This window comes from Pedobacter polaris (assembly GCF_005116505.1).
GTDB classification, from domain to species: domain Bacteria; phylum Bacteroidota; class Bacteroidia; order Sphingobacteriales; family Sphingobacteriaceae; genus Pedobacter; species Pedobacter polaris.
Genome location: NZ_SWBR01000004.1, coordinates 286,752 through 313,088 on the forward strand (window position 1 = coordinate 286,752; position 26,337 = coordinate 313,088).

A 26,337-nucleotide genomic window follows, 5' to 3' on the forward strand; every position below is an offset into this window, starting at 1 on the left:
TTATGTCTAACAAAGCGGTGTTAAATCCCCTGATCATCATAGGGATATTATTTTTTATTTTTGGTTTTGTAACTTGGCTCAGCGCAGTACTTATCCCTTATCTGCAGTTGGCCTGTGAACTCAACAATTTTCAATCTTACCTAGTCGCATTCGCATTTTATATCTCTTATTTTTTAATGGGGATTCCGTCGGGGTGGCTATTAAAGTTAACAGGATTTAAAAACGGTTTGTCTATTGGCCTTTTCTTGGTTGCAATTGGCTCCCTATTGTTTATTCCAGCTGCCCTAAACAGATATTATCCTCTGTTTTTATTGGGCTTATTTGTACAGGGAGCAGGACTTACCGTTTTGCAGACCGCGTCCAATCCTTATGTAACCATACTTGGTCCAAAAGAAAGTGCAGCAAGGAGGATAAGTTTTATGGGAATCTGCAATGGTATTGCCGGTGCCCTAGCACCTATTATCTTAGGTGCAGTAATTTTAACTGATGCAGATGCTGTTAAAAAAAAGCTGAGTGTACTGGATCCAGCTCAAAAGATAGTAGAGTTAAATGCACTGGCCGCCAAAGTGATTGTGCCTTATCTTGTAATTACAGTGGTGCTGGTTGCATTGGCTATTGCTATTCGTTTTTCTGCTCTCCCTGAAGTTAATGAAGAAGAAATAGATGAGGAAGGCGAACTTACCGAACAACATGTTAGAACTTCCATTTTGCAATTCCCTCATCTGTTACTTGGCGTACTGATGCTCTTTTTATACACAGGTGTGGAAGTAATTGCAGGAAATAGCATTATTGGTTATGGGTCATTTCAGGGAATTCCACTCACGGTTTCAAAATTCTTTACTTCCTTTACTTTGATCAGCATGCTTGTAGGCTACCTCATCGGTATTGTTTGCATCCCAAAGTTTTTCAGTCAGGAAACTGCACTTAAAATTTCAGCCATGCTCGGTGTACTGTTTGCAACTGCAGCAATTTTTACAAGTGGTGTAGTGTCTGTAGTATTTGTAGCCTTGCTAGGTTTAGCCAATTCATTGATGTGGCCTTCTATTTGGCCATTGGCAATTGCTGGATTAGGAAAATTTACCAAAATAGGCTCTTCCTTACTGGTAATGGCCATTTCGGGTGCAGCATTACTTCCACTATTGTATGGTTACATCACCGATCAAACGAATCCTCAACAGGCGTATTGGATTGTAATTCCCTGTTACATGGCAATAGGATACTATGCGGTATCTGGACATAAGCTTGGTAAACAAAAACAAATAAATAACTGATCTATGATTTTAATTGCAGATAGCGGCTCAACTAAAACAGATTGGTGCCTTCTTGATTTAGATGGAAAAAGAAATTATTTCGTAACTGAAGGCTATAATCCTCATTTTGCGAGTGCAGAATACATTATCAAGTCCATAACACACAACCTTCTTCCTAAAATCAACAAACAGGAAGTTTATGAAATCCATTTTTATGGTGCTGGCTGTGAAGACGATAAGGTTATGGTGATGGAAGAAATTCTTAGGTCGGTATTTATCAATTGCGAACAGATTAAGACAGAAGTAGATCTTCTTGCTGCGGCAAGGGGCTTGCTTGGAAATGAACCCGGTTTTGCGGCAATCCTAGGTACTGGCACCAATACTTGCATCTATGATGGGAAAAAAATAATTAATAATATCGATTCATTGGGTTTTATTTTAGGAGATGAGGGAAGTGGTGCTGCAATCGGAAAAAAGATTTTAAGTGATTATTTGCGTAATAAGATGCCATCATCCGTTAAAAAGGCATTTGATGGTATTTATGGACTTAGCCCGACTGCCATTATACACCAAATTTATGGAGCACCAATGGCAAACCGATTCTGTGCAAGTTTCACCAAATTTTTAAATCATCCAGAAGTTGACAGCGATTATGTTTACCAATTGGTGAAAATGTCGTTTACCGAGTTCTTTCAACAATTAGTGTCCTGCTATCCCGCTTACAACAGCTATGCTTTTAATTGCATCGGCTCGGTGAGCTTTCATTTTAAACCCATTTTGGAAGAAGTACTCTACGAGTTCCAGATGCAACTAGGCAAGATTTTGCCCTCACTCATTGCTGAGCTTGTTAGTTATCATACACATCCTGAAAATAGTTATACCTAAAAACACATCAAAGAAAATATATGAAACATACACAGAAACTAAGGCATTATTGTTTAGGATTGGTAATGCTGTTGATGGCAACCCATGTTGTTGCGAACCAACCAGATCAAAATTCAACAACTAGTTTGAATAAAGAAGCGAGTTATGCTTTAATCAAACGCATCCTTCCGAAATTTCATGATCGTTTTTTAATCGAGTACATAGTGAAAGAAAATGATAAAGATGTTTTTGAATTAGAAAGTAAAAATGGAAAAATTATTTTAAGGGGAAATCATGGCATTTCAGTCGCCAGTGCATTAAATTATTACCTGAAAAATTATGCACATTGTGATATCAGTTGGAATGGAAATAACCTGAATTTACTAAAGGAACTACCGGTAGTTCCCTCAAAGATGCATCAAACTACGCCTTACAAGTATAGGCATTATTTTAACTACTGTACTTTCAATTATACTGCTGCTTGGTGGGACTGGGAACGATGGCAACAAGAAATAGATTTTATGGCTTTGAATGGAATCAATATGCCATTGGCAATGACTGGCCAGAATGCCCTTTGGTACCGTGTGTATAAAAACATGGGCTTTACCGATAAAGATATGGATGCCTTTTTCTCTGGACCGGCTTATTTCATGTGGTTTTGGGCCGGAAACTTGGATGGTTGGGGTGGACCCTTGCCAAAGTCTTGGATGAAAAGCCATGAAGAGCTGCAGAAAAAGATTTTGGCACGTGAACGTGAACTGGGGATGACACCAATTCTTCCAGCTTTTACCGGTCATGTACCTCCTGCATTTAAAGACCGTTTCCCACAAGCAAAACTGCAAAAAACGAATTGGGAAGGAAGGTTTGCAGACACCTATATTTTAGATCCAAAAGATCCAATGTTCCAAGAAATAGGGATTAAGTTTATTGAAGAACAAACAAAGACCTTTGGAACAGATCATTTGTATGGTGCCGATACTTTTAATGAGATGTATCCTCCAAGTAAAGACCCTGCTTATCTGGCCGAATCTAGCAATGCCGTATATAAATCAATGGCTACAGCAGATCCTAAGGCGGTGTGGGTGATGCAAGGGTGGACTTTCTGGGATAAAAGAGATTTCTGGAAGCCTGAACAACTGAAAAGCTATTTGAATGCAGTGCCAACAGATAAACTAATCGTTTTAGACTTATGGAGCGAAGTACAGCCCATTTGGGACAAGACCGATGCTTATTATGGCAAACAATGGATCTGGTGTATGCTACATAATTTCGGGGGCAAAATCAACATGTTTGGCGACATGGATAAAGTATCGATAGCACCTTCAGCAACTTTTCACAATCCTAAAGCAGGTAACATGATTGGAATAGGGGTTGTTCCAGAAGGTATTGAACAAAATCCGGCCATATATGCGTTAATGTTGGATCATGTTTGGAGAGATCAGGTTATTGATGCTGATGACTGGGTTAAAGATTACGTACTGCGTCGATATGGAAAAAAAGATGTTAATGTAGAAAAGGCATGGAATATATTACATTATACAGTATACAGTGCCGATGGTGGACATGAAAGTATTGTAACCGGTAGGCCAACTTTTAAAAAGAGTACCGATTGGACCGATACGGAAATGCCATATAAATTAATAGATTTGGTTCCAGCCTGGGATCATCTAATTAAAGCATCGCCAAATTTTAAAGATGTGGATGGATTTCAGTATGATCTGGTTGATTTAAGCCGTCAAATTATGGCTGATTATGCCAGTATTTTACAACAAGACATTGCCATGGCACACCAAAATAAAAACATGAAGGCATTCCAGTTGAAAAGCAACCAGTTTTTGGAACTGATCAAAGATATGGATAAACTGTTAGCTACCAGAAAAGATTTCTTGTTGGGCAAGTGGTTAAATGATGCTAAAAGATGGGGTACAAATGATGCCGAGAAAGCACTATATGAGAAAAATGCACGAAACTTAATTACCTTGTGGGGAGATAAAGATGCCTCATTGCATGAATATGCGAACAAGCAATGGTCGGGTTTGCTGAATGGTTTTTACTTACCTAGATGGCAGCAGTTTTTTAAAGAGGTAAAAACTAAAATGAGCAGTAACCAGAAATTTAATGAGAACGCTTTTAAGGAAAAGATTAAGGTGTGGGAATGGAACTGGGTTAATGGAAAAGAACTGTATAGTGAAACGCCAAAAGGAGATCCTATAACTGTTTCAAAAATGATGTACCAGAAATATGCGACGGCCATTAAAATAGCATCCAAAAAACAAAAATAGAATTGAACATTACCAAATGAAAATAATCCAACATGTAGCAAAAAAAACGACCAAACGCCTCCTATGGTGCTTGGTCTTCTTTACCATCTATGGTTCCGGTACCGCTCAGGTAAAAACCAAGCCTGCAACATTTACCAATCCTATTGGTAATGGTGCAGATCCATGGGTAATCAGGCATAATGGTTATTATTATGTCTGCCAAAGCAATGGCAATATTGATAGTAGGGGGATTTCTGTTCGTAAATCGAAAAAATTAAGCCAATTGGGGAAACCTGTTACAATTTGGAAAGCTCCGAGTAAAGGTTGGAATAGTAGCCAAATCTGGGCACCTGAATTGCACTATTTCAACAATAAATGGTATATCTATTATGCGGCTGGGAAAGCTGGCCCTCCTTATATCCATCAACGCTCTGGCGTGCTAGAATCTGTTACTAATGATCCACAAGGGGAATATATAGACAAAGGAATTTTAAATACCGGTGTAGATAAACAAGATGAAACAGGTACCATTTGGGCAATAGATGTAAATGTTGGCACCATTGGTGGAAAACTGTATGCCGTATGGTCTGGTTGGGAAAAGAATGCAACAACTGATAAAACTTCCCAACATCTTTATATTGCCAAAATGAGTAATCCATGGACAATTAGTTCCACTCGGGTAAAAATATCGAGTCCAGAACAACCTTGGGAAACAGGGGGGGCGCTAAATTTAAACGAAGGCCCGCAATTTCTAATAAGAAACAATCAAGTCTTTATCATTTATTCAACCAGGGAATCATGGATGCCAGAGTACCGCTTGGGGCAGTTAAAATTAAAGGATACCTCTAAATCTCCGCTTGATGCTACAAATTGGGAGAAGAGTGGTCCAGTTTTTCAGGGTACATCAGCGGTCTTAGGAACAGGACATGCTAGTTTTACCCAATCACCAGATGGAAAAGAATGGTGGATATTTTACCATACCAAGAAAAATACAACTCCGGGATGGGCAAGGGACTTCCGTTTGCAGCAGTTTACTTGGAGAGCAGATGGAAGCCCTAATTTTGGCAATCCAATCCCAGCAGGTGTTCCAATAAGAGTTCCTTCGGGAGAGTAATATTCGTAGCTTTAAGAACCGATAACCTATAAATGATGAACCTCAAAAAGACTTTAGTACTCCTTTTAATTCTTGCAGGAATAGGAAAGGGGAATGCACAGCAATCAAAAACCGATGTTGCCTCTGGTAAGAAATGGACAGCTGCACAAGCAAATATTTGGTATGCACAGCAGCAATGGATAGTAGGTGCCAACTTTCTTCCCAGCACAGCCATAAATCAGCTAGAAATGTGGCAGGCAGACACCTTTGATCCCCAAACCATAGCGCAGGAGTTGGGATGGGCCTCAAAAATTGGCCTAAATACCATGAGGGTCTACCTGCACAGCTTAGCATGGAAGCAAGATCCCGAAGGATTTAAAAAACGAATGGATGAATACCTGCGTATTGCCGATAAACAAGGTATTAAGACCATTTTTGTATTTTTTGATGATTGCTGGAATAAAGAGGGAAAACCAGGAAAACAGCCTGCACCAAAGCCGGGTATTCACAATTCGGGCTGGGTACAGGACCCAGGGCAACCAATGTCTGGTGATTCTAAGTTTTTTCCTGAGCTTGAAAAATACGTGAAAGATGTGATGGTCCGTTTTGGCAAGGATAAACGCATTTTACTATGGGATCTTTACAATGAACCCGGTAACTCTAACAAGGGAAATGAGTCGCTTCCACTGCTAAAGCATGTATTTTCTTGGGCAAGGGCTGCAAACCCCGAACAACCCATTAGCTCTGGAATTTGGAAATGGGATTTGCAAGAACTAAATGCCTTTCAGATCGAAAACTCTGATGTGATTACTTATCATGATTATGAAGAGCCAGCATGGCATTTGAGAGTAATTCAAATGCTAAAAACACATGGACGACCTTTAATATGCACAGAATACATGGCCAGGGCACGTAACAGCAGATTTTCTAATATCTTACCGATGCTCAAAAAAGAAAATGTCGCTGCAATTAACTGGGGCTTGGTTGCCGGAAAATCCAATACCATTTATGCTTGGGACACCCCAATACCTACAGGAAAGCAGCCTATAGAATGGTTTCATGATATTTTTAAAGCAGATGGAACACCGTACCGTCAAGATGAAGTTGACCTCATTAAAGATTTAACCTCAGTAAATAACAAAAAATAGCATAAAGTTATATTACACGATCCTGTTGCAAACAGCTTTTTACTTTTTCGATCAGTTCTTCTGTGGCAAAAGGTTTCTCAAGGAAATCATCAAAACAACCAATCAGTTTTTCGTCTGAAAGTATGTTGTACTGGGTAGATATCAATATAATCTTAATATCGCTATGGTCAGGAGAATTTTTAAGTCTAAAGCAAAGTGCTGAGCCATCACTGTTTTTGAGTGGAATGCTCATGATCAATAGGTCAGGCGCATACGCTATGATTTTTTGATCAAGTTGTTCTATCTTATACACTGCCAAAGCCTTCATGTCTTCGAAGTCGAGTACCTCTTTAATGGCATCCGCATTGTCTGGATCATTATCCATAATCAATATCTTTTTCATAAGGTTAGCTTTAGGTAATTGGCAAGCTAGTCATTAATAACCATCAAATTTCGATTTAATTAAGTTATTAATAATGATAGGCAATCGAGATTGTAAACCATGATTTAGCTGATAGCCTTGGCTATTGGCCTAAATGACCTTGATGTAACAATTTAGAAGGAATAATTATATTAAATTTAAGTATTTTTGTAAAAAAAAAGCCTATATTAAGCAATGAGGTTAGCTGGAATTATTTGTTTGTTTACTTTTTTATTGTTCCCATTTAACCTAAGGGCCAATTACGGGTGCAATATAGGTAGCTACATCTATCCAAATGCGACAGGGGGGCTAAATCCTTCTGGAGATCCCTATTATCATAACAACAGCCCTATTACTATCAGAACCTGGGATGGCGATACAAGATGTGGTATTCGCAACAATAAAATTTATCCAAGAAGTAGTGGAGATGACAATTGCCAAGTAGTTGGTGGAAATTGGGGTGTTATTTACTACTTCAATCCCAAGGATAACAATTGTGTGCCCCTTCCATTAGATGATTATGCATGGGTATTGATTTTGGCTGTTGGAGGAATGGGATATTTTATGCTTAGGAAAAAGTTAATCCTAAATTCTACAGGGTAGTTTTCTACACCGAAAGCATTAGTATCCTTGATTTCATTTGGAAATTATTTGAGGTTTTTAAGCTAGATAACGATCTTCTGAGGCAATTAATCTAGGCTTCATGCTATTAATTAAAGGATGAATATAACGTTAAAGTTGTGCGGTAGCCTTTCCCTTATGATCCCAATGGTCCTTTATCGTATTTCCGTCTTTGTCAAATAACAGACGCCGAGCATAGCGCTAGCCCTTAATTTTTCCATTTTCATCTTTTTCTCCGAGAAAGAGCAGGGTAGGGCGACCTTTATCGTCGGCGTTTGGTTTTAAGAGTTTCACCCAAGGGTAGCATAGGCTAAAGTTTTTTGGTTATCTGAAACAAATCATGCCCTTGCAGGTTAATAGTTTAGTTAATGAAAGTAAAAGCTAACAGCATTTGTTATGGAAAATGAAAATAAAAATAGCCAGAATGGATCTGCACAGCCTTCAGAAGGATCGAGTGTACCAAAAGGCCAACCACAAGGTGAAAAGAATGAAGTAAAAGAGGGTAATCCTGCTCAGCAGCGGCCTAAGTATGGCGCTGATGGTGGCCCAAAATACTTCAACTCGTGAGGATCAGTTACCTTCGCTCGACGTAGAATAAAGCACTTGGTATTACAGAATTACCATGATATAAAACTTCATAAATAAAGAAGAATTAATTAGATGTACTGGGAAAATTGTGCATCTTTTGTTAGCTTAGGCACATGCGTATTTGCAACGTGCTCAAACTAATACTGATTTTCTTTTCGACTACAGTCTTTGCTGCTGATCCTGTGATGATATCAGTACCACATGCCTATGAAAATATCGGAAAACATGTTAGTATACTGAAAGATCAGCACAACTCATTTACATTGGAACAGGTAATCCGAATGGGAGATGCTGGAAAATTTGTACGTTCTACTGAATCGATATTAAACCTTGGTAATTCAACTTCTGCCTTCTGGATCAAAATCAGGTATCAAAATTCGAGCAAGCAAAACGCCTACCTTATAGTAGATGTACCGAATATCGATTATATTGATTTTTACACCACAGATGATAAGGGTAAACTAATTCATCAGCATACAGGAACGCTATCTGCGCCAAATCTCAATGTTGTGGCAACGAATCAATATATATTTGATCTACCTCAAACTGGTGCCACAGACCAAGGAAGAGACGTTTACCTGAAAGTACGTACTGATAATATTATGTTGTTGGCTTTGAAAATTGCTGATGCTAAATCCCTTATTTCATCTGGTAATTATAAAGTAGGTTTTGAGTCGGTTTACTCGGGTATTTTAATCATGCTTTTTGTTTTTAATATCTTTCTCTTCATTAGTGTAAAAGATAGAACATACTTATATTATTCGATATATATAGCCGCCCTATTTATTTATGTGGTACTGTACATACGAGGTCATGGTTACATTCTTGGGCCTGATTTTCGAAAATTTCTTAACATGTATCCACATGTGTTTGCCAGTTTAGCAACACTCGCGGCATATTTCTTCTCTTGGCAGTTCTTAGGGATTAAAGAGCGTGTGCCAAAACTAATTTTGGTTTATAAAGTGATGATAATTTTATGGATTATTTTATTCATCATTGCAATTTTTGGTGGTAAATCCATTTTGGCAGTACTAGTAAATTACCTTTCGTTTATAAGTTGTATAGTGGCTTGGTATGCCGGATTGTGTGCCTATCGTAAGGGCTTGAAACCCGCTTTATACTACCTAATTGCGTGGTTTGCAGTAGGGATTTCCTTTATTATTGCATTGCTGGGTCTTACCGGCGTTATTCCCTATTATGATCTATCCTATGAGGTAGGGCCTATTGGGACGACCATAGAAATGTTATTTCTATCATTTGCGCTTGGTGATCGGTTTAACCACATTAGGCAAGAGAAGAAACGAGTTGAAAAAGAAAATTTGAAACTGATTCTGTTGCATAATGAAAGATTGGAGTTTGTTGTAGAGGAGCGCACCCAGAAACTATCAAAAGCAAATGCAGAGAAGGATAAGTTGTTTTCTATCGTTGCCCATGATCTGCGTAGTCCCTTCAATAGTTTGGTTAGCATATTAGAGCTGAATGACAACGATATGCTAGATTTTGAAGAGCTAAAGATGTTGCTTCAAGAAACGCGGAAAAATGTTGATCAGATTCATCTTACCCTTAATAATTTACTTTATTGGGCGAAAGGACAGATGGAAATGCCGGGTTCAAATCCTGAAAACTTTGATTTGGGTGCTATGGCAGAAAAGCTGATATTGGTATACCAACCTCTATCAATAAGCAAGAAGGTTAAGCTAGTAACGGATATCTCTGGTACCTGCAATGTTTTTGCTGATGTAAATGAAATAAACTTGGTTCTTCGTAACCTGATTGACAATGCCCTAAAATTTAGTCCGCAGAACAGCGTAATCAATATTATGATGAAACAGCAGGCTGGAGAAGTGCAGGTGAGTGTGGGCAATGTTACACAAGAAGATATCACCAATAAACTTGAAGCACTGGACTCTCAGGAATTTTTTAGCACTCCAGGAACAAATAATGAACAAGGCATTGGTTTGGGTCTGCATCTTTGCCGTGAATATATCCATTTAAACGGAGGAGATATGCGAGTTGTTGTAAAAGACCATCAGATAACCATTTCGTTTTCTTTGCCTGCTTTTGGTGATATGAAAACGATGAGCTAGTCCCTTGATTGATGAAGTATTAAAGCCTGTAAGCTTTTGGTGTTAAGCTGGTTTGTTTTTTAAAAAAGTGATTAAAATGTGAGGGTTCTTCAAACCCTAAACTATAGCTTATCTCTGAGATATTCCAGTTTGTATGTTTTAACAAGGCTATCGCCTCTGTTGTAACTCTTTCTGCAATATGCGATGTTGTTGTTTTACCTGTAGCAGTTTTAATGGCCCTGTTTAGGTGATTGGTATGCACATTTAACTTTTCTGCAAAGTCTTTAGCTGAGCGTAAAAAGAATTGCTGATCGCGAGATTCAATTGGGAATTGCCGCTCTAGTAATTCTGTAAAAACGGCAGTGATGCGGGCATTTGCATCTGCATGTTTATAAAGTGTTTCTGAAGGTTGCAGTTTCAAAGCACCATGAATCAGCTCTAGGATATAATTTCGGATAAGGTCGTACTTGAATACGTAATTAGAGTCTAACTCCTGGAGCATTTTCTTGAAAATCAGTTCAAAGGCTTCATCTTGCTGTTGGGTTAGTACATAAGCAGGTTTTCCATGTACAGCATACATTGGTAGGTCTTTAAGACTGCCGCGAATGTGCTCTGCAAAAAAAGCTTCTTTGAAGATACAAAAATATCCACCATCATCTTCTGTTAACCGCTCAAAGGTATATGGCACCTGTGGATTGAAAAAAATCAACGTACTTCCATTTACTTCAAGGGTTTTATCTCCATAATGATAAAGGTGCCGTCCACGCATTAATGTTATTTTATAGAAGTCCCGGCGACTGTACTGTATAGGCGGTCGTCCGGGCAGATAACACTCTTCCATCTTAAAAACATTGAAGTGACCAAGGTCGTTGTTTACCCCATCGTATTTAAGATTGAATTTATTCATGTAAAAATCTTCTAGTGTTTCTGTTGCTTCCATATTGTAAATTTAAAACATTAACTGTCAAATCCTGTAGCCGTTGCAGTTTGCCTGTAAGTTTCCATGTCTTTTTTTATCAATGCTATTTTATTGTCGGCAATTTGATAGGCATCAGCCCCTAAAAATAAATGTACAGCAGGATCTTTTTCCTGTGCTACAGCGATCATCACATCTGCTGCCTTTTCGGGATCTCCTGGTTGGTTTGCATTAATTTCTTGCTGATGTGCAGTTTGCATTTCCCTTACATTAACATAGGCATCAATTTCATTTTTAGGCGTTACGATAGAAACTGAATCTAGGAAGTTAGTCCTGAAATATCCTGGCATCACCAACGATACGTTGATTCCGAAAGGCTTAACCTCATGGGATAATGACTCTGTAAATCCATGAACTGCAAATTTTGTAGCACAATAGATCCCGAATGCCGGGAAGCCACCTGAAAAACCCCCGATAGAAGAAATGTTAAAGATATGCCCATTTTGTTGTGACCTTAAATGAGGGAGTGCTTTGCGAATTACATTTAGTGAACCAAATACATTTACGTCGAAATTTGCTCTCGCTTCTTTATCAGATAGTTCTTCTAAGCCGCCCATTAGTCCGTATCCAGCATTATTTACAACAACATCAATGCTTCCAAAATGAGCAATGGCCTGATCAATTGCTTTTTGCACATCAGTTTCATCTACGATATTCATACTTAAGGGCAAAAAGTTTGACGTTTCATTTGCCACTGCTGTTTTCAATGCATCGATTGTTCTAGAAGTAGCGGCAACGTTATAACCTTGAGCTAATAATTTTTTTGCTAGTGTGAGTCCCAATCCTTTTGAAGCTCCTGTAATAAACCATGTTTTTCTTGTGTTCATAATTGATAAGTTTTATAATACAAATGTGATGGTAATTGAGGGGGCAGTGTTAGTGAGCTTCAAACAGATAATTGCAAAATTCAAACAACATAAGCGCAAAAAGTATTTATTCTTAATGTATTTCTTGTGAGCAACATTTAAATAGAGGCTTCATTAAATTTTACTATTTTTAAAATGTTATTTTTTACTCCATATCTCTCTTTAGCCGACCTTGAAATGAAAAAATGCTGTATCCTAATTTTTCTATCACTTTGCTGTATTAGCTCATTTAATTATGCTCAGCAAGATTTAGCTAAAAATACAAACACCAAATCTTTACACGATGTAGCGTTTAATCATCGACAAATTTATAACAGCTCTTGTATACCCATGTCTATTGAAATGGTGCTGAAATTTAATAAGCGTATTCCTTCTGATGATTACAGACTTCAAACCAATTGGAAAGAGAAAACCGATGGAACTTTTGGAAACTTTGACGGCAAAATCATTTCAGGTTTAAAATTCAAACATCAGTTTAATATCAAAAGAGGTGATGGTTTTCCGTTTGAGAGGTTATTCAAAACCATTGATGCTGAATTGGCTGCTGGCAGAAAAGTAATTATCTCGCTTCCTTCTGGCTTTAACTTTTGGCATATGTACGTAATAGACAAGAAAGTAGATAAAGATTACTTGGCCTATAGTCGCTTTAATAACGATAAAAACCTCGTTATTAAAAAAGATATAAAAAGCTGGATTTTTGGCTGTAAAGGAACTGATATCTTAACTTATCAAGTTGCCGCTGGAAAATAAAAATTAAGGCAGACAAATTTTAATAGACTAAATATTTTCTATCAAACCAAACTGTTTCTCAGCCATCAGGACCTAGCAATGGTTGAACAATGTATGTTCTTAGTTTTGGATAGCATACCTGTTAATATCATGTGATTATTAGCTAAAATAGACTTAAAGAAACAGGTGCACTTTTCATAATTTTATAAAGAATTATCTATTTAAATGAATTGGGATATAGAAGTCTAATCTTTATGTTCAATTCTGCTAAGTTTATCATTTGTTACCCAGATTAGTTTATAATAAGGTTATTGCTCAAAGATTTAATATGAAAATGTACAAAGTATTCTTCCATTTCATCCTGTTTGTTGCTGTTTTGTCTCAGGGCATTAATACCGTTCAGGCGCAAAATGGAGATCAGATATTAGATGGGATCGGTGAAACGGGAATGATTGCACGTTATGTATTTAACGGAGATGTAAAAGACTGGTCTCGGAATAATTTGCATGCCAAATATCAGGGTTCCGAAATCAAATTTGTGAAAGACGATAGGTTTGGAAAGGTTTTGTTGCTCACTGGGGATAACAATACTTTTGTTACCATCCCAGGAGAAGCGTTAACAGATGTAGAATCACTAAGCATATCTGGATGGATCTATTTACGGTCAAAGCAAGTTGGTCAACATTTTTTTGATTTTGGAAAGGATGCTACCAAACACTTTTTTGCTGCGCCTGTGGGCACAAAGTCCCAAAATGGCTACCAAGTATCAATAACAACAGAAAAAGATAATAAAAATGGACTGGTTTCTCCGGCCATAGAAATAAATAAATGGGTTCATCTTACCGTAGTGATAGATATACCTTCAAAATCTATGACTGCTTATGTTGATGGTAAGCCAGTGGGTGAGGTTAAGGATATTCCATCGGAGCTAACCGCTGTATTCGGCCTTCAACCAAAAGAAAAGCTCTTATATATTGGGAAATCATTATTACCTGGAGATCCATATCTGAATGCTATGATTCACGATTTTCGAATTTATCGCATTCCCCTCAGTAAAAGACAAGTTGCTGGGATTTACAACAACTCTCAAAAAGGCACCAACCAAGGTGTGGTAAATACCACTGCCAAGCGTGAGGATGATCTTCCTTATTTTTCTCCAAACGAAGCACAGCTTTATAATAGATATTTGGTGCAAGTGGCTAACGTAGAAGTAGAAACAGCAGTAGGAAATTTGCCTCGATTGCCAAGTTATATACAGGGAATTTATCAAAATACAAGGAAAGGCCCAAAAGTACGTGTAATATGGCCTTCTGCTACTGATAATAATGCTGTTCTTAAACCCGGAAGTTATACCATTACAGGACGTGTGGCAGGTACGAATTTTCAACCAAAGGCATTTATCACAGTAAAACCATCCAATAAATCAACTCTACCGGTTGCAAAGCTAATGGCGTTTAATTTGGATCAAGTTTTTCTGAAAACCGATGCTCATGGCCACGAAACTAAATTTATCGAGAATAGAGATAAGTTTATTAGCACATTAGCTAAAACCGATCCTAACTCCTTTCTTTATATGTTTCGCCATGCTTTTGGTCAAAAACAACCTGAAGGAGCAAAGCCTTTAGGAGTGTGGGACAGTCAGGAAACCAAATTACGAGGGCATGCTACAGGTCATTACCTTACGGCAATAGCGCAAGCTTATGCGGGCACTGGTTATGACAAAGCATTACAAGCCAATTTCTCCAAAAAAATGGAGCAAATGGTAAATACACTTTACGAATTGTCTCAATTATCCGGAAAGGCTAAAGAAGCAGGTGCCATGCATGTTTCTGATCCTACAGCTGTGCCTTATGGTCCTGGGAAATCCAGTTATGATTCAGATCTTACTGATGGAGGCATTCGTACCGATTATTGGAACTGGGGAAAAGGATTCATCAGCGCCTATCCTCCAGATCAATTTATCATGTTAGAAAACGGGGCCAAGTATGGGGGACAAAAGAGCCAGATTTGGGCACCATATTATACATTGCATAAGATTTTAGCAGGCTTAATTGATGTATATGAAGTAAGTGGCAATAAAAAAGCGCTCGAAACAGCCACTGGTATGAGCGATTGGGTGTATGCCCGCTTAAGTAAATTGCCAACGGAGACGCTTATAAAGATGTGGAATACCTACATTGCAGGTGAGTTTGGAGGTATGAATGAGGCAATGGCCCGTCTTTACCAAATTACGGGTAAACCTAATGCACTCAAAACAGCGCAATTATTTGATAATATCAAAGTGTTTTATGGCGATACCAAACATTCACATGGACTGGCTAAAAATGTAGATATTTTTCGCGGGTTGCATGCTAATCAGCATATTCCTCAAATTGTAGGGAGTATCGAAATGTATCGTGCCTCTAATAATCCGGAATATTACAAAGTGGCCGATAACTTCTGGTATAAAATCGTTAATGATTATATGTATAGCATTGGAGGAGTTGCTGGTGCACGTAATCCTGCAAATGCAGAATGTTTCATTAGTCAGCCAGGAACATTGTATGAAAATGGTTTCTCTTCTGATGGACAGAACGAAACCTGCGCTACTTACAATATGCTAAAATTAACCAGTGACCTGTTTTTGTTCGATCAACGGGCAGAGTTAATGGACTATTACGAGCGTGGATTGTACAACCATATCCTTGCTTCTGTAGCAGAAAATAGCGCTGCCAATACTTATCATGTACCGCTTAGACCAGGATCTATTAAACAATTTGGCAATCCGGATATGACAGGCTTTACGTGTTGCAATGGTACAGCAATAGAGAGTAGTACCAAGCTGCAAAATTCAATTTACTTTAAAAGTAAAAATAACCAAGCGCTTTATGTTAACCTATATATACCCTCGACACTAGAATGGACAGAACGCAAAGTAAGGATAGAGCAGACAACAAATTTTCCAAAGGAAGATAATACTCGTTTAACTATTAAAGGTAGTGGAGAATTCGAGCTCAATGTGCGTGTACCTGGTTGGGCTACCAAAGGGTTCTTTGTAAAGATAAACGGTGTAACACAAAAACTTCAAGCTAAGCCAGGCACTTACCTAAAAATAAGCCGCAAATGGAAAGATGGAGATGTTATAGAATTGAAAATGCCATTCCAATTTCACTTGGATCCCGTTATGGATCAGCAGAACATAGCCAGTCTGTTTTATGGGCCGATATTGCTTGCAGCCCAGGAACCAGAAGCAAGAAAGGAGTGGCGTAAAGTAACCTTAGATGTCGGAGATATAAGTAAAACAATTCAAGGTGACCCTAAAGCTTTACAATTTACAATTGGTGATGTAGTTTTTAAACCATTTTATGAAACATACGGGCGTCATTCTGTTTACCTAGATGTTACGTTAAAATAATGGCTAAGGTTATACATTAAATTGACAGCTTGCATTTACATTACATGGTGCTAATTCTGCTTACGAACCTCGCAATATTTTTTCCATTTTCCTTCCTTTTGCTAATTCATCCACTAACTTGTCCAGATATCGAACCTGTTGGGTTAGAGGGTTTTCAATTTCCTCAATACGATACCCACAGATTATTCCTGTGATAAGGTTTGCATTTGGATTTAGTGAGGCCAGTTGAAAGAATGTTTCAAAAGTTGCTTTTTTTTCAATTAGGTCTTTTAGCCTCTCATTATCGAAGCCAGTTAGCCATGTTATTACCTGATGCAACTCTTCTTTTGTTCTGCCTTTCTTCTCCACTTTTGTGAGATACATAGGATAAACTGAGGCAAAAGTCATTTTTGCAATACGCTCATTGTGTATGTTGGTGGTATTCATATCTATGTTAAATGACTAGGTTAAGATTCAAATTATATCAAAAATATCCATAAAAATATAGATGACCAAATAAACAGAACCAAAGGCAAAAAAGAAGAAATGGTTACGCCAAACTTCTTTAAGAATGTATATTTACATTATTGTTGTATAACAAGTTTAACCCCTCGCTCTTAAAAAATCAAATATGGAAAGAAATAGTTTTGTTGATGAAGAAGTTACGCACTATGTTTTATTCTGGCTTAAGAAAGATTTAAGCGAGCAGGAGATTAATGAATTTGCGGCTTTTTTTGAGCTATTGAAAACCATACCAATTGTTAAATCGTTGCGATATGGAAGGTCAGCGAATACCAATCAAAGGGATGTAGTAGATAATTCATTTACCTACAACCTAATTGCAACTTTCAAGAACCTTAATGATATTGGCATTTACGAGAACCATCCCACACACCTAGATGCGATTAAACAATATCAACATTTTTGGGAAAAAGTAATCGTATATGATTCTCGGGTTGGATAAACAATCTCATTTAATGTGTTTTTTTAGGCTGATAAACAAATTAGGAATACTTTTGTTATTAGAGTTTAACCCAGTCATCATGAATGCCTTCAATATCTTGATCAGCAGAAATAATCGACTAATTAACCTAAACATCCGTCCAGTTGGGGATATTGGTTTTATGGTGCTTTTCAAGGGTGCATTGGTGGGTGAGCTTTTTTTGGATGAACAGGGTAGTGCATGGGGGGCAATCTCTGCAAGGGAGCTCTTCAAATATGGCAACATCGATTATCCCTGTGACGAATCTGCCGACTGTAGGGGGTTAATATTCGATAAGGAACTGATTAGTAGAATTGGGAGGGAAATATCAAATGTACGCTATTTGTCTAATCACTAGTTTAATCTATTAAATACCTTCATGTAATAGGTTCAAATTATCGGTCAAATGAAAAAGAGGCAACATAGGTTAAACCAGAATTGACACTTATTTATTTTTAAATAACATTGTAAAAGTAGTGCCTACATTTTCTGTGCTTTTACAGTCTAGCTCGCCATTCATTAAGTTTACATACCGAAGAACAATGTTGAGACCTAGACCAGTTCCTGGGATAGTACCCGTATTGGATGCCCTAAAAAAAGCACCAAACAACTGCTCTTGATCTTCTTGTGGTATTCCGATACCATTGTCTGTTACCGTTACTTTATAATGTTCTTCGTTAATTTCTGTTATTAATTCAATAATTGAATTTTCGCCAGAGTATTTAATAGCATTAGAAAGAAGGTTAATTAAACAATTCCTTAAAAGATGCTGATCTAAAAAAACATCGTATGCATTACCAATATGCCTATAGTTGAGTATTTGATTATTTTTAGCCAACATTTGCATTTCTTCTTTAATTTCTTGGGCCAAAGCCACCAAGTCAAAATTTTTAAGCTGTACACCTACTTTCCCTGCCTCTATGCCTTCTAATGAAAGAAACTCATTTAAAATGGTGTTGAGATTATGAACGTCAGCCTTAACCATATTTACGTGCTTTAAAATATTCTCCTTATCGGAAAGCTGTAGATATTTGTCAATAAGTATTGCTGAAAGTTGTATAGAACTTAATGGTGTACGAAATTCATGAGAAGCCATTGATAAAAAACTACTTTTCAATTGACTTAATTCCTTTTCCTTTGCTAAAGAAAAGCTTACCTCGGCCTTGGCAATTTCAGTTTCGTTAAGTTTAATTGCAGTTTTCTTTCGTTCAACCGCGTAGATGATACTTTTATAAAGCATGCTGGCATCTAATTGATCTTTGATCAAATAATCGGAAATTCCCTGAGAAATAGATCTAATACTGAAATCAATATCTCCGTGTCCTGTTAAGATGATAATTGGACACTGTGAACTAAGCTCAAGCATCTCAGTTACTAATGCCTGTCCACTTTTATCAGGGAGGGAAAGATCTAATAAGGCTACATCAAAATCTGCATTTTGGTTGGACAATGCCTCTACAGCCTGATTAAAATTTTCTGCATAAACGAGGGTAGGATTTAAAATCTGCTCATTTAAAAATATTTCGATTAATGCAACATCTCCAGGGTTGTCTTCAATGACCAAAATTTTAAAGTGCTTTTTATCCATAATGCTTTACAAAAAAAAACTCTTATTAGAGTTTTAATCAATAGCGTAAGATATAAAAATTATCTATTTTCTGGAAGTGCGCTCTTTTTTGTATAAAAAATCGCTTGTATTAATTCAATTTCTTTTTTAAATTTAATATGCTTAACCAAATATAATATTATTTATGGGTCCCAAAAATGCTAAGATTAGGCTTGTTGCTTTAGTTCTTCCATTTCTTTTATTGGGCCTTATACAAAATGCAGTGGCCCAAACTTTATATATTTAAATTCTTTAAATTTAACCATACATTATTGGTAAGTTGCCTACCTATATCTTTTTGACCTATTAAGGATTGATTACCTTAGCATCAACTTTATGAGAATTAAAAATATGGAATTATTATGCCAACCCAGATCGATTAAAACAACAACACGTAGAATTTGGCAATTAAAACAAAATATACAAAGGCAATGAGGATAGTTAGACTATTTATCCAGCTTAAGAAGCTAACAATTAAAATTTGGTGCTCGGTACTGGTTTTGTTTCTTTTGAGCGGAATGAAGAATCCTGATATAGAAGATACTCCTAACGAATATCAGTTAAAGGCGGTTTTTCTTTATAATTTTACGCAATTTGTTGCTTGGCCAAATAAATCCTTTAAAAATGAAAAGGATCCTTTCATTATCGGTATATTAGGTGAAAACCCTTTTGGAAGTTTTTTAGAAGAAACTATTCGGGATGAGTCTGTAAAAGGACATCCGATTATTGTTCGCCACTTTGATAGTGTAAAGGATATTAAAACCTGCCATATTTTGTACATTAATCTTAAAAACCAAAATGAGATGGAAGAAGTACTGATAAGGCTTAAAAACCAGAATATCCTTACTGTTGGTGATGCGTCTAAGTTTATACAGTTAGGAGGAATCATTGGCTTTGTTCTTTCGGACAATAAAGTTGGCTTTAAGATTAATGTTGATGCAGCTAACCTCACAGATCTCTCTATAAGTTCAAAGCTATTAAGGCTAGCTACAGTTACTAAAGTAAAAAATTAATCTATGTTCGGAAAAAATGTTTCGATTAAAAGAAAATTGATGACAGCGATATTGGTCAATAGCGCATCTGTTTTGCTTTTGGCCTGTATTGCATTTTTTTCTTACGAATATTATTCTTTTCGCAAATCTTCTTTAAGTAGGCTTTCTACGATTGGAAAAATTGTTGCTATAAATAGTACAGCCTCTTTAGCTTTTAAAGATCATAAGGATGCCACAGAAATTTTACTTGCTTTAAAATCAGAACCCCGGATTCTAGTTGCTGCTCTTTATGATAAAGAAAACCATTTATTTGCCCAATATCCAATAAATGCCCCTGCTGATGCTTTTCCAAAAAAAGTAGGAAGTAATGGGTCTCAATATCAAAACAATTTTATTACACTTTTCCAGCCAATTGTACAATACAATAAACAATTAGGCACACTTTATATAAAGTATGACATGAAAACGCTTTATGAACGATTTAAAGTTTACACTGCGGTAGTAATCCTAATTATTATACTTATCTCTTGTTGGGCTTATTTTCTTTCATTAAAGCTTCAGCAACGCATTGCAGGCCCAATTTTAGAATTAGCTGAAACTGCAAGAGCAATTTCCGATGATAAAGATTACTCTGTTCGTGCAGTAGAGGTGGGATCTGATGAACTAGGGCGGTTAACAGAGTCGTTCAATTACATGATTATGCAGATTGAAAAGCAGAATATTTCTATCGTTTCCATTAATCATCAATTGGAGCAAAGCAGTGCTGAACTTCAGGATATTATGGATTATTCTGTAGACGTAATTTGTACGCTGGATAGAAAAGGCAATTTCGTGAAAATTAGTGCAGCAGCGAAAACATTGTGGGACTACGAACCTTTTGAACTGATTGGCTGTAATCTAAAAAACTTGGTACACCAAGATGATATAGCAGGTATTGACCCAGTTATTGAACTAATTATTAACGGAGAGCAGAGTACCAATTTTGAAAACAGATTTATTAGAAAAGATGGCAAAGAAGTCTCGATGATCTGGTCTGCGAGATGGAAAGAAAAGGAAAAACTAATATATTGTATCGCCAGAGATGCCACAGCGATTAAGAATGCAGAATATAAACTTCAAAAAAGGGCAAAAGAACTAGCTTATTCGAATGAAGAATTAGAGCAGTTCGCCTATATTGCCTCTCACGATCTACAGGAGCCACTTAGGATGGTAAGCAGTTTTTTAACGCAACTTGAGAAAAAATATAAAGATCAGCTTGATGACAAAGCTAAGCAATACATAAATTTTGCAGTAGATGGTGCTGTGCGGATGAGACGTATTATTTTAGATCTATTGGAATATTCTAGAATTGGAAAAAAGAAGGAACACTTAGAGTTGGTTGATCTAAATGAAGTTGTTAACCAAGTGGTTCAATTCTGCAAAACAACTATTGAAGAAAAAGGAGCTCAGGTTATAGCGGAGAACCTGCCAACGGTGAGAGCTATAAGAATGCCTGTGCAGCAAATGCTACAAAATCTGATTGGTAATGCGCTAAAATATCAAAAGGAAAATGTGAAACCCATAGTTAAAATCATTGCAGAGGAAGAGGAAACGTATTGGAAAATTTCCGTAATTGACAATGGTATCGGTATTGACCCTCAATTTTTCGACAAAATATTTTTAGCTTTTCAAAGATTACATAATAATACCGAATATTCTGGTTCAGGAATTGGATTGGCTATCTGTAAAAAAATTGCCGAAAAATATGACATTCAACTTTGGGTAGAATCTGAGCTGGACAAAGGCTCAATTTTTACTTTTACAATTACTAAGAATAATGATAAACAATAGTCACATCATTAATATAAAGGATTTGCTTAACTTAAAAAATTAGCTTACCTTTTTAAAAAAAAATATATAGATTCAATTAAAAGATTTTTGTACTACAACCCACTAGAAAATGACCGAACCAGCTTTAATCTTGTTAGTTGAAGACAGCGAAGGAGACATCCTATTAACAACCGAAGCCTTAGTGGAAGGGCGGATTAACAGTAAACTTTTTGTTGTTAAAGATGGTTGGGAGGCCATCCAATATTTAGAAAAAAAAGGGAAATATAGCAACTCTATAACTCCAGATCTGGTGTTGTTAGACGTAAACCTTCCAAAGATAAATGGACATGAAGTACTTAAATTTATCAAATCAAAAGAAAATCTGAAACATATACCAGTGGTTATGCTAACAACTTCTTCTTCTGAGAAAGATATCATGAATTCTTATCAGAATAATGTAAACTGTTACATTACAAAGCCTGTAGATTCAGAAGAATTTATAAGAGCAATTGCTTCAATTAAAGACTTTTGGATAAGTGTAGTTCAATTACCTAAAGTTTAAGAATGTCTGAGTCTTCAAAATTACGTATACTAGTGATAGAAGATAATGCAGGAGATTTTCTGCTTATAGAAGACTATTTAACCGAGATTTTTGATGAGCCAGATGTTCTAAATGCTACAACGCTTTCTCAAGCAAAACACATGATCACTAGTGAAGCTGCACTCAGTGTGATTTTACTTGACCTTTCCTTGCCTGATGCCTTAGGTGGTACTTTAGTAACAGATATTGTTGAAATTGCTAAAGGTGTACCCATTATTGTATTAACAGGTTATAATGACAAGCATTATGGTGTAAAGACGCTTTATTTAGGTGTTTCAGATTATTTATTAAAGGATGAACTCACGCTTACCAACCTACATAAAAGCATTGTGTATAGTATTGAGCGTGAAATAATTAATCAGAAGCTAAACCAATCCGAAGAAAGTTACCGTAAGTTATTTAATCTTAGTCCTTTACCACAATGGGTATACGATATTGAGACTTTGCAGTTTATGGATGTAAATAATGCAGCAATTGAACATTACGGATATAGTAGGGAAGAATTTCTTACAATGACACTTCGGGATATAAGGAATGAAGAAGATTTTGAGATTTTAAAGGAAACGATAAACCAGATTAAACACGATAAACAGATAGAAAGGAAGACCTGGCGACATATTAAAAAAAATGGAGAAGTTATTTATGTAAACATTCAGAGCAACTCGATACTTTTTAATCATAAACAGGCAAGGCTAACCCTAATTGTTGATATTACCAATAACCTTAATGCCGAAGCTGCATTAAAAGCGAGCGAACTACGATTTAAAGCATTGGTGCAAGAGGGAGCAGATCTTATCGCAGTTATGGATAAAACTGGAAATTACCTGTATGTGAGTCCCTCAACAAAATCTATATGGGGTTTATCTCCTGAAGTTTATATTGGGAGAAATGTATTCGATTTTGTGCATAAAGATGATGTTGGTAAGATTATAGTACAATTTAAATCTTTAAGTGAACATAAACGAATAGAGGTAGCACCATTTAGGTTTAAAGGCAAAGGCGACGAATACAGGTGGATTGAGACCATTCTTACTGACCTAACAGACGACCCAGCAGTTGGAGGAATAATTTCAAACTCAAGGGATATTACACATAGGGTAGAGATCGAAAAAGAAATTGAAGAAAGTATTAAACGCTATGATACTGTTTCAAAAGCTACAAGTGATGCCATTTATGAATGGGACTTTGCAAGTAATATGGTGATATGGAACCGAGGGCTTAAAGGAATATTTGGTCACAATGTGAATCTGGAAACTACTATAGATTTTTGGCGAGAACATGTACATCCAGCTGATATAGATATGGTGATGTCTAATCTCAATGAACGCATTAAAAAGAAAGAATTTAGAATGCAAGACAATTACCGGTTCAGATGTGAGGATGGCTCTTATAAAGATGTATTTGATAGAGGATTTATCATTTATAAACAGGACGAACCCATAAAGATGATTGGCGCCATGCAGGATATTACTGATCAGACCAATTACATTAACCAGATAGAAGAACAGAACAAAAAATTAAATGAAATTTCATGGATGCAGTCTCATGTGGTAAGGGCTCCATTATGTAATATTATGAGCTTGTCAGAATTACTTGATTTTGAAACAAAAGAAATAGAGGCAAATCAAGAAATTGTGAAAAGACTCGTTGATTCTGCCATAGAATTAGATGAGATCATTAAAGTTATTCAGAAAAAAGCAGATGGATTATTATAACTATTTTAGTTAAATGAAGGCTTGGATAAAGATAACAACGCTAGATTTTAATAAATAGGTTGATGTAATTTAAGATTTAGCATCTAGGTTAAGTGCTAACGTGAAAGTTAACAGGTCATTACATTTCAATGCTTTTAACTTAGCTTTATTTGCCGAAGTAATAAGGTTGCTTAGTAAAATTGTGTTTGTACCGTTAAATTTTACATTTTTATTTTGATCTACTTCATAGTCTAGGTATAGACTTACTGAATGCGTTTCTCCTGCAAATGTGAAATCTCCTACAAGGTGTACTTTTTTCATAATTGGCAATACCATTTGTCTTGTAAGTTTGAATGAGATTTTTTGAGCTTCTCCATTGGTTAATAAAGTATATAGCTCTGAGTCTAATTCTTCACCCTCATTTGTTACTATATTTGTTAATATATCGAATTTAAGCTCACTTATTCTATCTAGCTCTCCATCTTTTATAATAAAGCTTCCTTCACTATTCAAACTCTTAAAGCCCATAGTCCAGTTATTTAATTTTGAATAACCAGATAATTTCATTTTTGATTCAGCGTTGCTTTTGTACATTAATGCTGTACCTGTACTGTTGGTAAAAGCAGAAAAGAAAAATAATAGTGCACAAAGGCTAAGGGTGCGGAGTGCTAAAGTATAGATACTTTTTGTGTTGAAATTTTCCATGCCTATAAGATTTATGCTGTGAATAGTATCACAAACATATACTAAGCACCCCTCATTAAAAATGATTGTAAATTTGAGAAAACGTGATTAAGATCACATTTTTGGATTACAGGCCTTAAAGGTCAAAGAAGAAGGTTTTTTGTTAAATATTTAATAAAAAGATAACATCGTACTATCCTAATTTGTGTTATCTATCATAATTGTTGCAAACTATGAAAATTAAGGCGCCTTTACATTGAAAAGAAGCTTACAATTTTTAGTTCATAACTATTTAGTGCTATGTAGACTAACGTTAGATTATGCTTCAAACCAATAAGATGAAGTGTTAGTTCTTTATGTTTTGTAGTTTTGTTTCATCAATTAAATGAATTTGGCTTCCAGTTTTCTCAATTAAGCCCTGATCTTTAAAATCACTCAACACCCTGCTTACTGTTTCGGTAGCCATTCCTGCCATCGAAGCCAAATCATCTCTGGAGATTTTGATAATGTTACTGTCGTTGGCTTTGTTACTTGAATTTAGTCGAAGCAAAATTTGGGCAATTCTCCTTTTCACGGAGTTATAAGCTAATTGCAATAGCTGTTCCTCTTTATCTAATATGCTATTTGATAATAGTTTAATGAAATTTAGTGCAACAGCTGGATATTTGTTTAATAGCTTATCTATCATTTCACTCGGTAATAGGCATACTGAGCTATCTTCCATCGCTTCTGCAGATTCTTGATATGCTTGACCTGAAAGAAAAGAAGGTACGCCAAAATACTGTTCTTTATGATAGATGCCAGTCAAAAGCTCTCTACCATCCATTGCCAACCTGAAAGTTTTTATGCGCCCACTTACTACAAGATATATCCCATTTACACTATCATCTTCATAATATACCGTTTGTTTTTTGTGAATACGTCTAATTTTGCGTTCGGCAATTAAATCTCGAAGTTCTTCAAATCCTTTTTGGTGTAATAGCGTGTCAATTTGTTCTAACGAATGACTGTAAAAATCCTTCTCTTTATTTTTCTTATTTAACCTAGTCTCTATGGCATTCATCAATTCCATATCATTAAAAGGTTTTGCAAGGTAATCATCGGCGCCCATTTCCATGCCTTTGCGGTAATCTAGCCTTTCAGATTTTGCAGTAATAAAGATGAAGGGGATAGCTGATGTTTCTGGGGTTTTATGCAGCATATGCAATACACCATATCCATCTAATTCTGGCATAGTAATATCACAAAGAATAATATCAGGAAGCAGTTTTACAGCGAAATCTACTCCTTGCTTTCCATCTTTTGCCTTAAACACTTCATAATTAGCCAAACCTAAAAGTTCTGCCGTGCTTTCTCTAATATGATCGTTATCTTCTATAATTAAAACACTTGTTTTTTTTATCATTATAAAAAAATGTTTAAGTTATTCATAGTTAAGCTCTTGGTGAAACTGTTGAATCTTTGTACCTACAGTATGTTTTTTATTTTGCTTAATTAACGTTCAAAACCTCCAAGAGAACATAACAAATTAGCAAAAAGTTTCTGCATTTTTTCAATGATATAGAAAAGTAGTAATAAATTATAGGATTAAGACTTGGTAAAAGATGGATTGTTATTACTTAAGGTTATCAAATAATCAAGGTGTCGCATGGTACAGGAAACAAAGTTTGCCTAACGGTTGTTTAGCTTGGGAATATGACCAAATATCCCTGTTTTGGGTAGGATATCTAGAAA

General features: G+C 36.3%; 23 protein-coding genes. 16 read left to right on the plus strand and 7 right to left on the minus strand.

Annotated features, from left to right (window positions below; translation table 11 throughout):
- Positions 1-2: 2 nt before the first annotated feature.
- Genes FA048_RS15925 through FA048_RS15945 form a run of 5 tightly spaced genes read left to right on the plus strand, consistent with a single transcriptional unit; the run spans position 3 to position 6,616 of the window.
- Positions 3-1,271: a sugar MFS transporter gene (locus tag FA048_RS15925; RefSeq protein ID WP_136842923.1), complete on the plus strand. Its 1,269-nt coding sequence runs from the start codon at positions 3-5 to the stop codon at positions 1,269-1,271.
- 3 nt (positions 1,272-1,274) lie between these two features.
- On the plus strand, positions 1,275-2,135 hold the full coding sequence (locus FA048_RS15930; protein ID WP_136842925.1) for an N-acetylglucosamine kinase: 861 nt from the start codon (positions 1,275-1,277) through the stop codon (positions 2,133-2,135).
- 20 nt (positions 2,136-2,155) lie between these two features.
- Positions 2,156-4,396 (plus strand): alpha-N-acetylglucosaminidase, encoded by a 2,241-nt coding sequence (locus FA048_RS15935; RefSeq protein WP_225872562.1) that lies wholly within the window; start codon positions 2,156-2,158, stop codon positions 4,394-4,396.
- 16 nt (positions 4,397-4,412) lie between these two features.
- Complete coding sequence (locus FA048_RS15940) at positions 4,413-5,489, plus strand: glycoside hydrolase family 43 protein (RefSeq protein WP_136842927.1); 1,077 nt, start codon at positions 4,413-4,415, stop codon at positions 5,487-5,489.
- Positions 5,490-5,521: 32 nt separating this feature from the next.
- Positions 5,522-6,616 carry a cellulase family glycosylhydrolase gene (locus tag FA048_RS15945; RefSeq protein ID WP_205943510.1) on the plus strand — a complete coding sequence of 365 codons (1,095 nt, stop codon included), beginning with the start codon at positions 5,522-5,524 and terminating at the stop codon, positions 6,614-6,616.
- A gap of 7 nt (positions 6,617-6,623) precedes the next feature.
- Here the strand turns inward: FA048_RS15945 and FA048_RS15950 are convergent, their stop codons facing one another.
- Positions 6,624-6,998 (minus strand): response regulator transcription factor, encoded by a 375-nt coding sequence (locus FA048_RS15950; RefSeq protein ID WP_136842930.1) that lies wholly within the window; start codon positions 6,996-6,998, stop codon positions 6,624-6,626.
- A gap of 213 nt (positions 6,999-7,211) precedes the next feature.
- Between FA048_RS15950 and FA048_RS15955 the strand changes: the two genes are divergently transcribed.
- The 3 genes from FA048_RS15955 (at position 7,212) to FA048_RS15960 (ending at position 10,312) form a co-directional block, all read left to right on the plus strand.
- Entirely contained in the window at positions 7,212-7,619 is a 408-nt protein-coding gene (locus FA048_RS15955; RefSeq protein ID WP_136842932.1) for a hypothetical protein, read from the plus strand.
- Between the two features lie 414 nt (positions 7,620-8,033).
- Positions 8,034-8,204, plus strand: coding sequence for a hypothetical protein (locus tag FA048_RS19765; protein ID WP_169306895.1), 171 nt, complete (start codon positions 8,034-8,036; stop codon positions 8,202-8,204).
- Positions 8,205-8,338: 134 nt separating this feature from the next.
- Complete coding sequence (locus tag FA048_RS15960) at positions 8,339-10,312, plus strand: sensor histidine kinase (protein ID WP_136842934.1); 1,974 nt, start codon at positions 8,339-8,341, stop codon at positions 10,310-10,312.
- A 19-nt stretch (positions 10,313-10,331) separates the two neighbouring features.
- Here the strand turns inward: FA048_RS15960 and FA048_RS15965 are convergent, their stop codons facing one another.
- The gene (locus tag FA048_RS15965) at positions 10,332-11,231 is read right to left on the minus strand and encodes a helix-turn-helix domain-containing protein (protein WP_136842936.1); all 900 of its coding nucleotides are present in this window, start codon (positions 11,229-11,231) and stop codon (positions 10,332-10,334) included.
- Positions 11,232-11,248: 17 nt separating this feature from the next.
- Positions 11,249-12,094 carry an SDR family oxidoreductase gene (locus FA048_RS15970; protein WP_136842938.1) on the minus strand — a complete coding sequence of 282 codons (846 nt, stop codon included), beginning with the start codon at positions 12,092-12,094 and terminating at the stop codon, positions 11,249-11,251.
- A gap of 216 nt (positions 12,095-12,310) precedes the next feature.
- Between FA048_RS15970 and FA048_RS15975 the strand changes: the two genes are divergently transcribed.
- Together FA048_RS15975 and FA048_RS15980 are read left to right on the plus strand one after the other, a co-directional pair.
- Entirely contained in the window at positions 12,311-12,883 is a 573-nt protein-coding gene (locus FA048_RS15975) for a hypothetical protein (protein ID WP_136842940.1), read from the plus strand.
- A gap of 307 nt (positions 12,884-13,190) precedes the next feature.
- Positions 13,191-16,256 carry a beta-L-arabinofuranosidase domain-containing protein gene (locus FA048_RS15980; RefSeq protein WP_136842942.1) on the plus strand — a complete coding sequence of 1,022 codons (3,066 nt, stop codon included), beginning with the start codon at positions 13,191-13,193 and terminating at the stop codon, positions 16,254-16,256.
- 60 nt (positions 16,257-16,316) lie between these two features.
- Here FA048_RS15980 and FA048_RS15985 read toward each other — a convergent pair whose 3' ends face one another.
- Positions 16,317-16,682: a DUF2200 domain-containing protein gene (locus FA048_RS15985; RefSeq protein ID WP_136842944.1), complete on the minus strand. Its 366-nt coding sequence runs from the start codon at positions 16,680-16,682 to the stop codon at positions 16,317-16,319.
- 184 nt (positions 16,683-16,866) lie between these two features.
- Between FA048_RS15985 and FA048_RS15990 the strand changes: the two genes are divergently transcribed.
- Both FA048_RS15990 and FA048_RS15995 read left to right on the plus strand, forming a co-directional pair.
- The gene (locus FA048_RS15990; protein ID WP_136842946.1) at positions 16,867-17,199 is read left to right on the plus strand and encodes a Dabb family protein; all 333 of its coding nucleotides are present in this window, start codon (positions 16,867-16,869) and stop codon (positions 17,197-17,199) included.
- A gap of 79 nt (positions 17,200-17,278) precedes the next feature.
- Positions 17,279-17,575, plus strand: coding sequence for a hypothetical protein (locus FA048_RS15995; protein ID WP_136842948.1), 297 nt, complete (start codon positions 17,279-17,281; stop codon positions 17,573-17,575).
- Positions 17,576-17,662: 87 nt separating this feature from the next.
- Here FA048_RS15995 and FA048_RS16000 read toward each other — a convergent pair whose 3' ends face one another.
- Complete coding sequence (locus tag FA048_RS16000) at positions 17,663-18,805, minus strand: hybrid sensor histidine kinase/response regulator (RefSeq protein WP_136842951.1); 1,143 nt, start codon at positions 18,803-18,805, stop codon at positions 17,663-17,665.
- Between the two features lie 536 nt (positions 18,806-19,341).
- Here FA048_RS16000 and FA048_RS16005 point away from each other — a divergent pair.
- The 4 genes from FA048_RS16005 to FA048_RS16020 all read left to right on the plus strand — a co-directional run bounded on the left by FA048_RS16005 (position 19,342) and on the right by FA048_RS16020 (position 23,940).
- Positions 19,342-19,836, plus strand: a complete 495-nt coding sequence (locus FA048_RS16005) for a YfiR family protein (protein WP_169306897.1) — start codon at positions 19,342-19,344, stop codon at positions 19,834-19,836.
- Between the two features lie 39 nt (positions 19,837-19,875).
- A complete protein-coding gene (locus FA048_RS16010; protein WP_169306898.1) occupies positions 19,876-21,645 on the plus strand; it encodes an ATP-binding protein in 1,770 nt (589 codons plus the stop codon).
- A 109-nt stretch (positions 21,646-21,754) separates the two neighbouring features.
- Positions 21,755-22,186: a response regulator gene (locus FA048_RS16015; protein WP_136842957.1), complete on the plus strand. Its 432-nt coding sequence runs from the start codon at positions 21,755-21,757 to the stop codon at positions 22,184-22,186.
- 2 nt (positions 22,187-22,188) lie between these two features.
- Complete coding sequence (locus tag FA048_RS16020) at positions 22,189-23,940, plus strand: PAS domain S-box protein (RefSeq protein ID WP_136842960.1); 1,752 nt, start codon at positions 22,189-22,191, stop codon at positions 23,938-23,940.
- A 69-nt stretch (positions 23,941-24,009) separates the two neighbouring features.
- Here the strand turns inward: FA048_RS16020 and FA048_RS16025 are convergent, their stop codons facing one another.
- Both FA048_RS16025 and FA048_RS16030 read right to left on the minus strand, forming a co-directional pair.
- On the minus strand, positions 24,010-24,624 hold the full coding sequence (locus FA048_RS16025; RefSeq protein WP_136842961.1) for a YceI family protein: 615 nt from the start codon (positions 24,622-24,624) through the stop codon (positions 24,010-24,012).
- 325 nt (positions 24,625-24,949) lie between these two features.
- Entirely contained in the window at positions 24,950-26,008 is a 1,059-nt protein-coding gene (locus FA048_RS16030; RefSeq protein WP_225872563.1) for a response regulator, read from the minus strand.
- Positions 26,009-26,337 lie beyond the last annotated feature (329 nt).

What these genes read in the sequence shown, in the direction of transcription:
- FA048_RS15960 (WP_136842934.1), top strand. Translation starts at nt 8,339, where the DNA reads ATGCGTATTTGCAACGTGCTCAAACTAATACTGATTTTCTTTTCGACT.
- FA048_RS15970 (WP_136842938.1), bottom strand. Translation starts at nt 12,094, where the DNA reads ATGAACACAAGAAAAACATGGTTTATTACAGGAGCTTCAAAAGGATTG.
- FA048_RS16005 (WP_169306897.1), top strand. Translation starts at nt 19,342, where the DNA reads ATGAAGAATCCTGATATAGAAGATACTCCTAACGAATATCAGTTAAAG.
- FA048_RS16025 (WP_136842961.1), bottom strand. Translation starts at nt 24,624, where the DNA reads ATGGAAAATTTCAACACAAAAAGTATCTATACTTTAGCACTCCGCACC.
- FA048_RS15995 (WP_136842948.1), top strand. Translation starts at nt 17,279, where the DNA reads ATGAATGCCTTCAATATCTTGATCAGCAGAAATAATCGACTAATTAAC.
- FA048_RS15955 (WP_136842932.1), top strand. Translation starts at nt 7,212, where the DNA reads ATGAGGTTAGCTGGAATTATTTGTTTGTTTACTTTTTTATTGTTCCCA.
- FA048_RS15930 (WP_136842925.1), top strand. Translation starts at nt 1,275, where the DNA reads ATGATTTTAATTGCAGATAGCGGCTCAACTAAAACAGATTGGTGCCTT.
- FA048_RS19765 (WP_169306895.1), top strand. Translation starts at nt 8,034, where the DNA reads ATGGAAAATGAAAATAAAAATAGCCAGAATGGATCTGCACAGCCTTCA.
- FA048_RS15975 (WP_136842940.1), top strand. Translation starts at nt 12,311, where the DNA reads ATGAAAAAATGCTGTATCCTAATTTTTCTATCACTTTGCTGTATTAGC.
- FA048_RS15945 (WP_205943510.1), top strand. Translation starts at nt 5,522, where the DNA reads ATGATGAACCTCAAAAAGACTTTAGTACTCCTTTTAATTCTTGCAGGA.
- FA048_RS15935 (WP_225872562.1), top strand. Translation starts at nt 2,156, where the DNA reads ATGAAACATACACAGAAACTAAGGCATTATTGTTTAGGATTGGTAATG.
- FA048_RS15965 (WP_136842936.1), bottom strand. Translation starts at nt 11,231, where the DNA reads ATGGAAGCAACAGAAACACTAGAAGATTTTTACATGAATAAATTCAAT.
- FA048_RS16015 (WP_136842957.1), top strand. Translation starts at nt 21,755, where the DNA reads ATGACCGAACCAGCTTTAATCTTGTTAGTTGAAGACAGCGAAGGAGAC.
- FA048_RS15925 (WP_136842923.1), top strand. Translation starts at nt 3, where the DNA reads ATGTCTAACAAAGCGGTGTTAAATCCCCTGATCATCATAGGGATATTA.
- FA048_RS15980 (WP_136842942.1), top strand. Translation starts at nt 13,191, where the DNA reads ATGAAAATGTACAAAGTATTCTTCCATTTCATCCTGTTTGTTGCTGTT.
- FA048_RS16030 (WP_225872563.1), bottom strand. Translation starts at nt 26,008, where the DNA reads ATGATAAAAAAAACAAGTGTTTTAATTATAGAAGATAACGATCATATT.
- FA048_RS16000 (WP_136842951.1), bottom strand. Translation starts at nt 18,805, where the DNA reads ATGGATAAAAAGCACTTTAAAATTTTGGTCATTGAAGACAACCCTGGA.
- FA048_RS15950 (WP_136842930.1), bottom strand. Translation starts at nt 6,998, where the DNA reads ATGAAAAAGATATTGATTATGGATAATGATCCAGACAATGCGGATGCC.
- FA048_RS16010 (WP_169306898.1), top strand. Translation starts at nt 19,876, where the DNA reads ATGACAGCGATATTGGTCAATAGCGCATCTGTTTTGCTTTTGGCCTGT.
- FA048_RS15940 (WP_136842927.1), top strand. Translation starts at nt 4,413, where the DNA reads ATGAAAATAATCCAACATGTAGCAAAAAAAACGACCAAACGCCTCCTA.
- FA048_RS16020 (WP_136842960.1), top strand. Translation starts at nt 22,189, where the DNA reads ATGTCTGAGTCTTCAAAATTACGTATACTAGTGATAGAAGATAATGCA.
- FA048_RS15990 (WP_136842946.1), top strand. Translation starts at nt 16,867, where the DNA reads ATGGAAAGAAATAGTTTTGTTGATGAAGAAGTTACGCACTATGTTTTA.
- FA048_RS15985 (WP_136842944.1), bottom strand. Translation starts at nt 16,682, where the DNA reads ATGAATACCACCAACATACACAATGAGCGTATTGCAAAAATGACTTTT.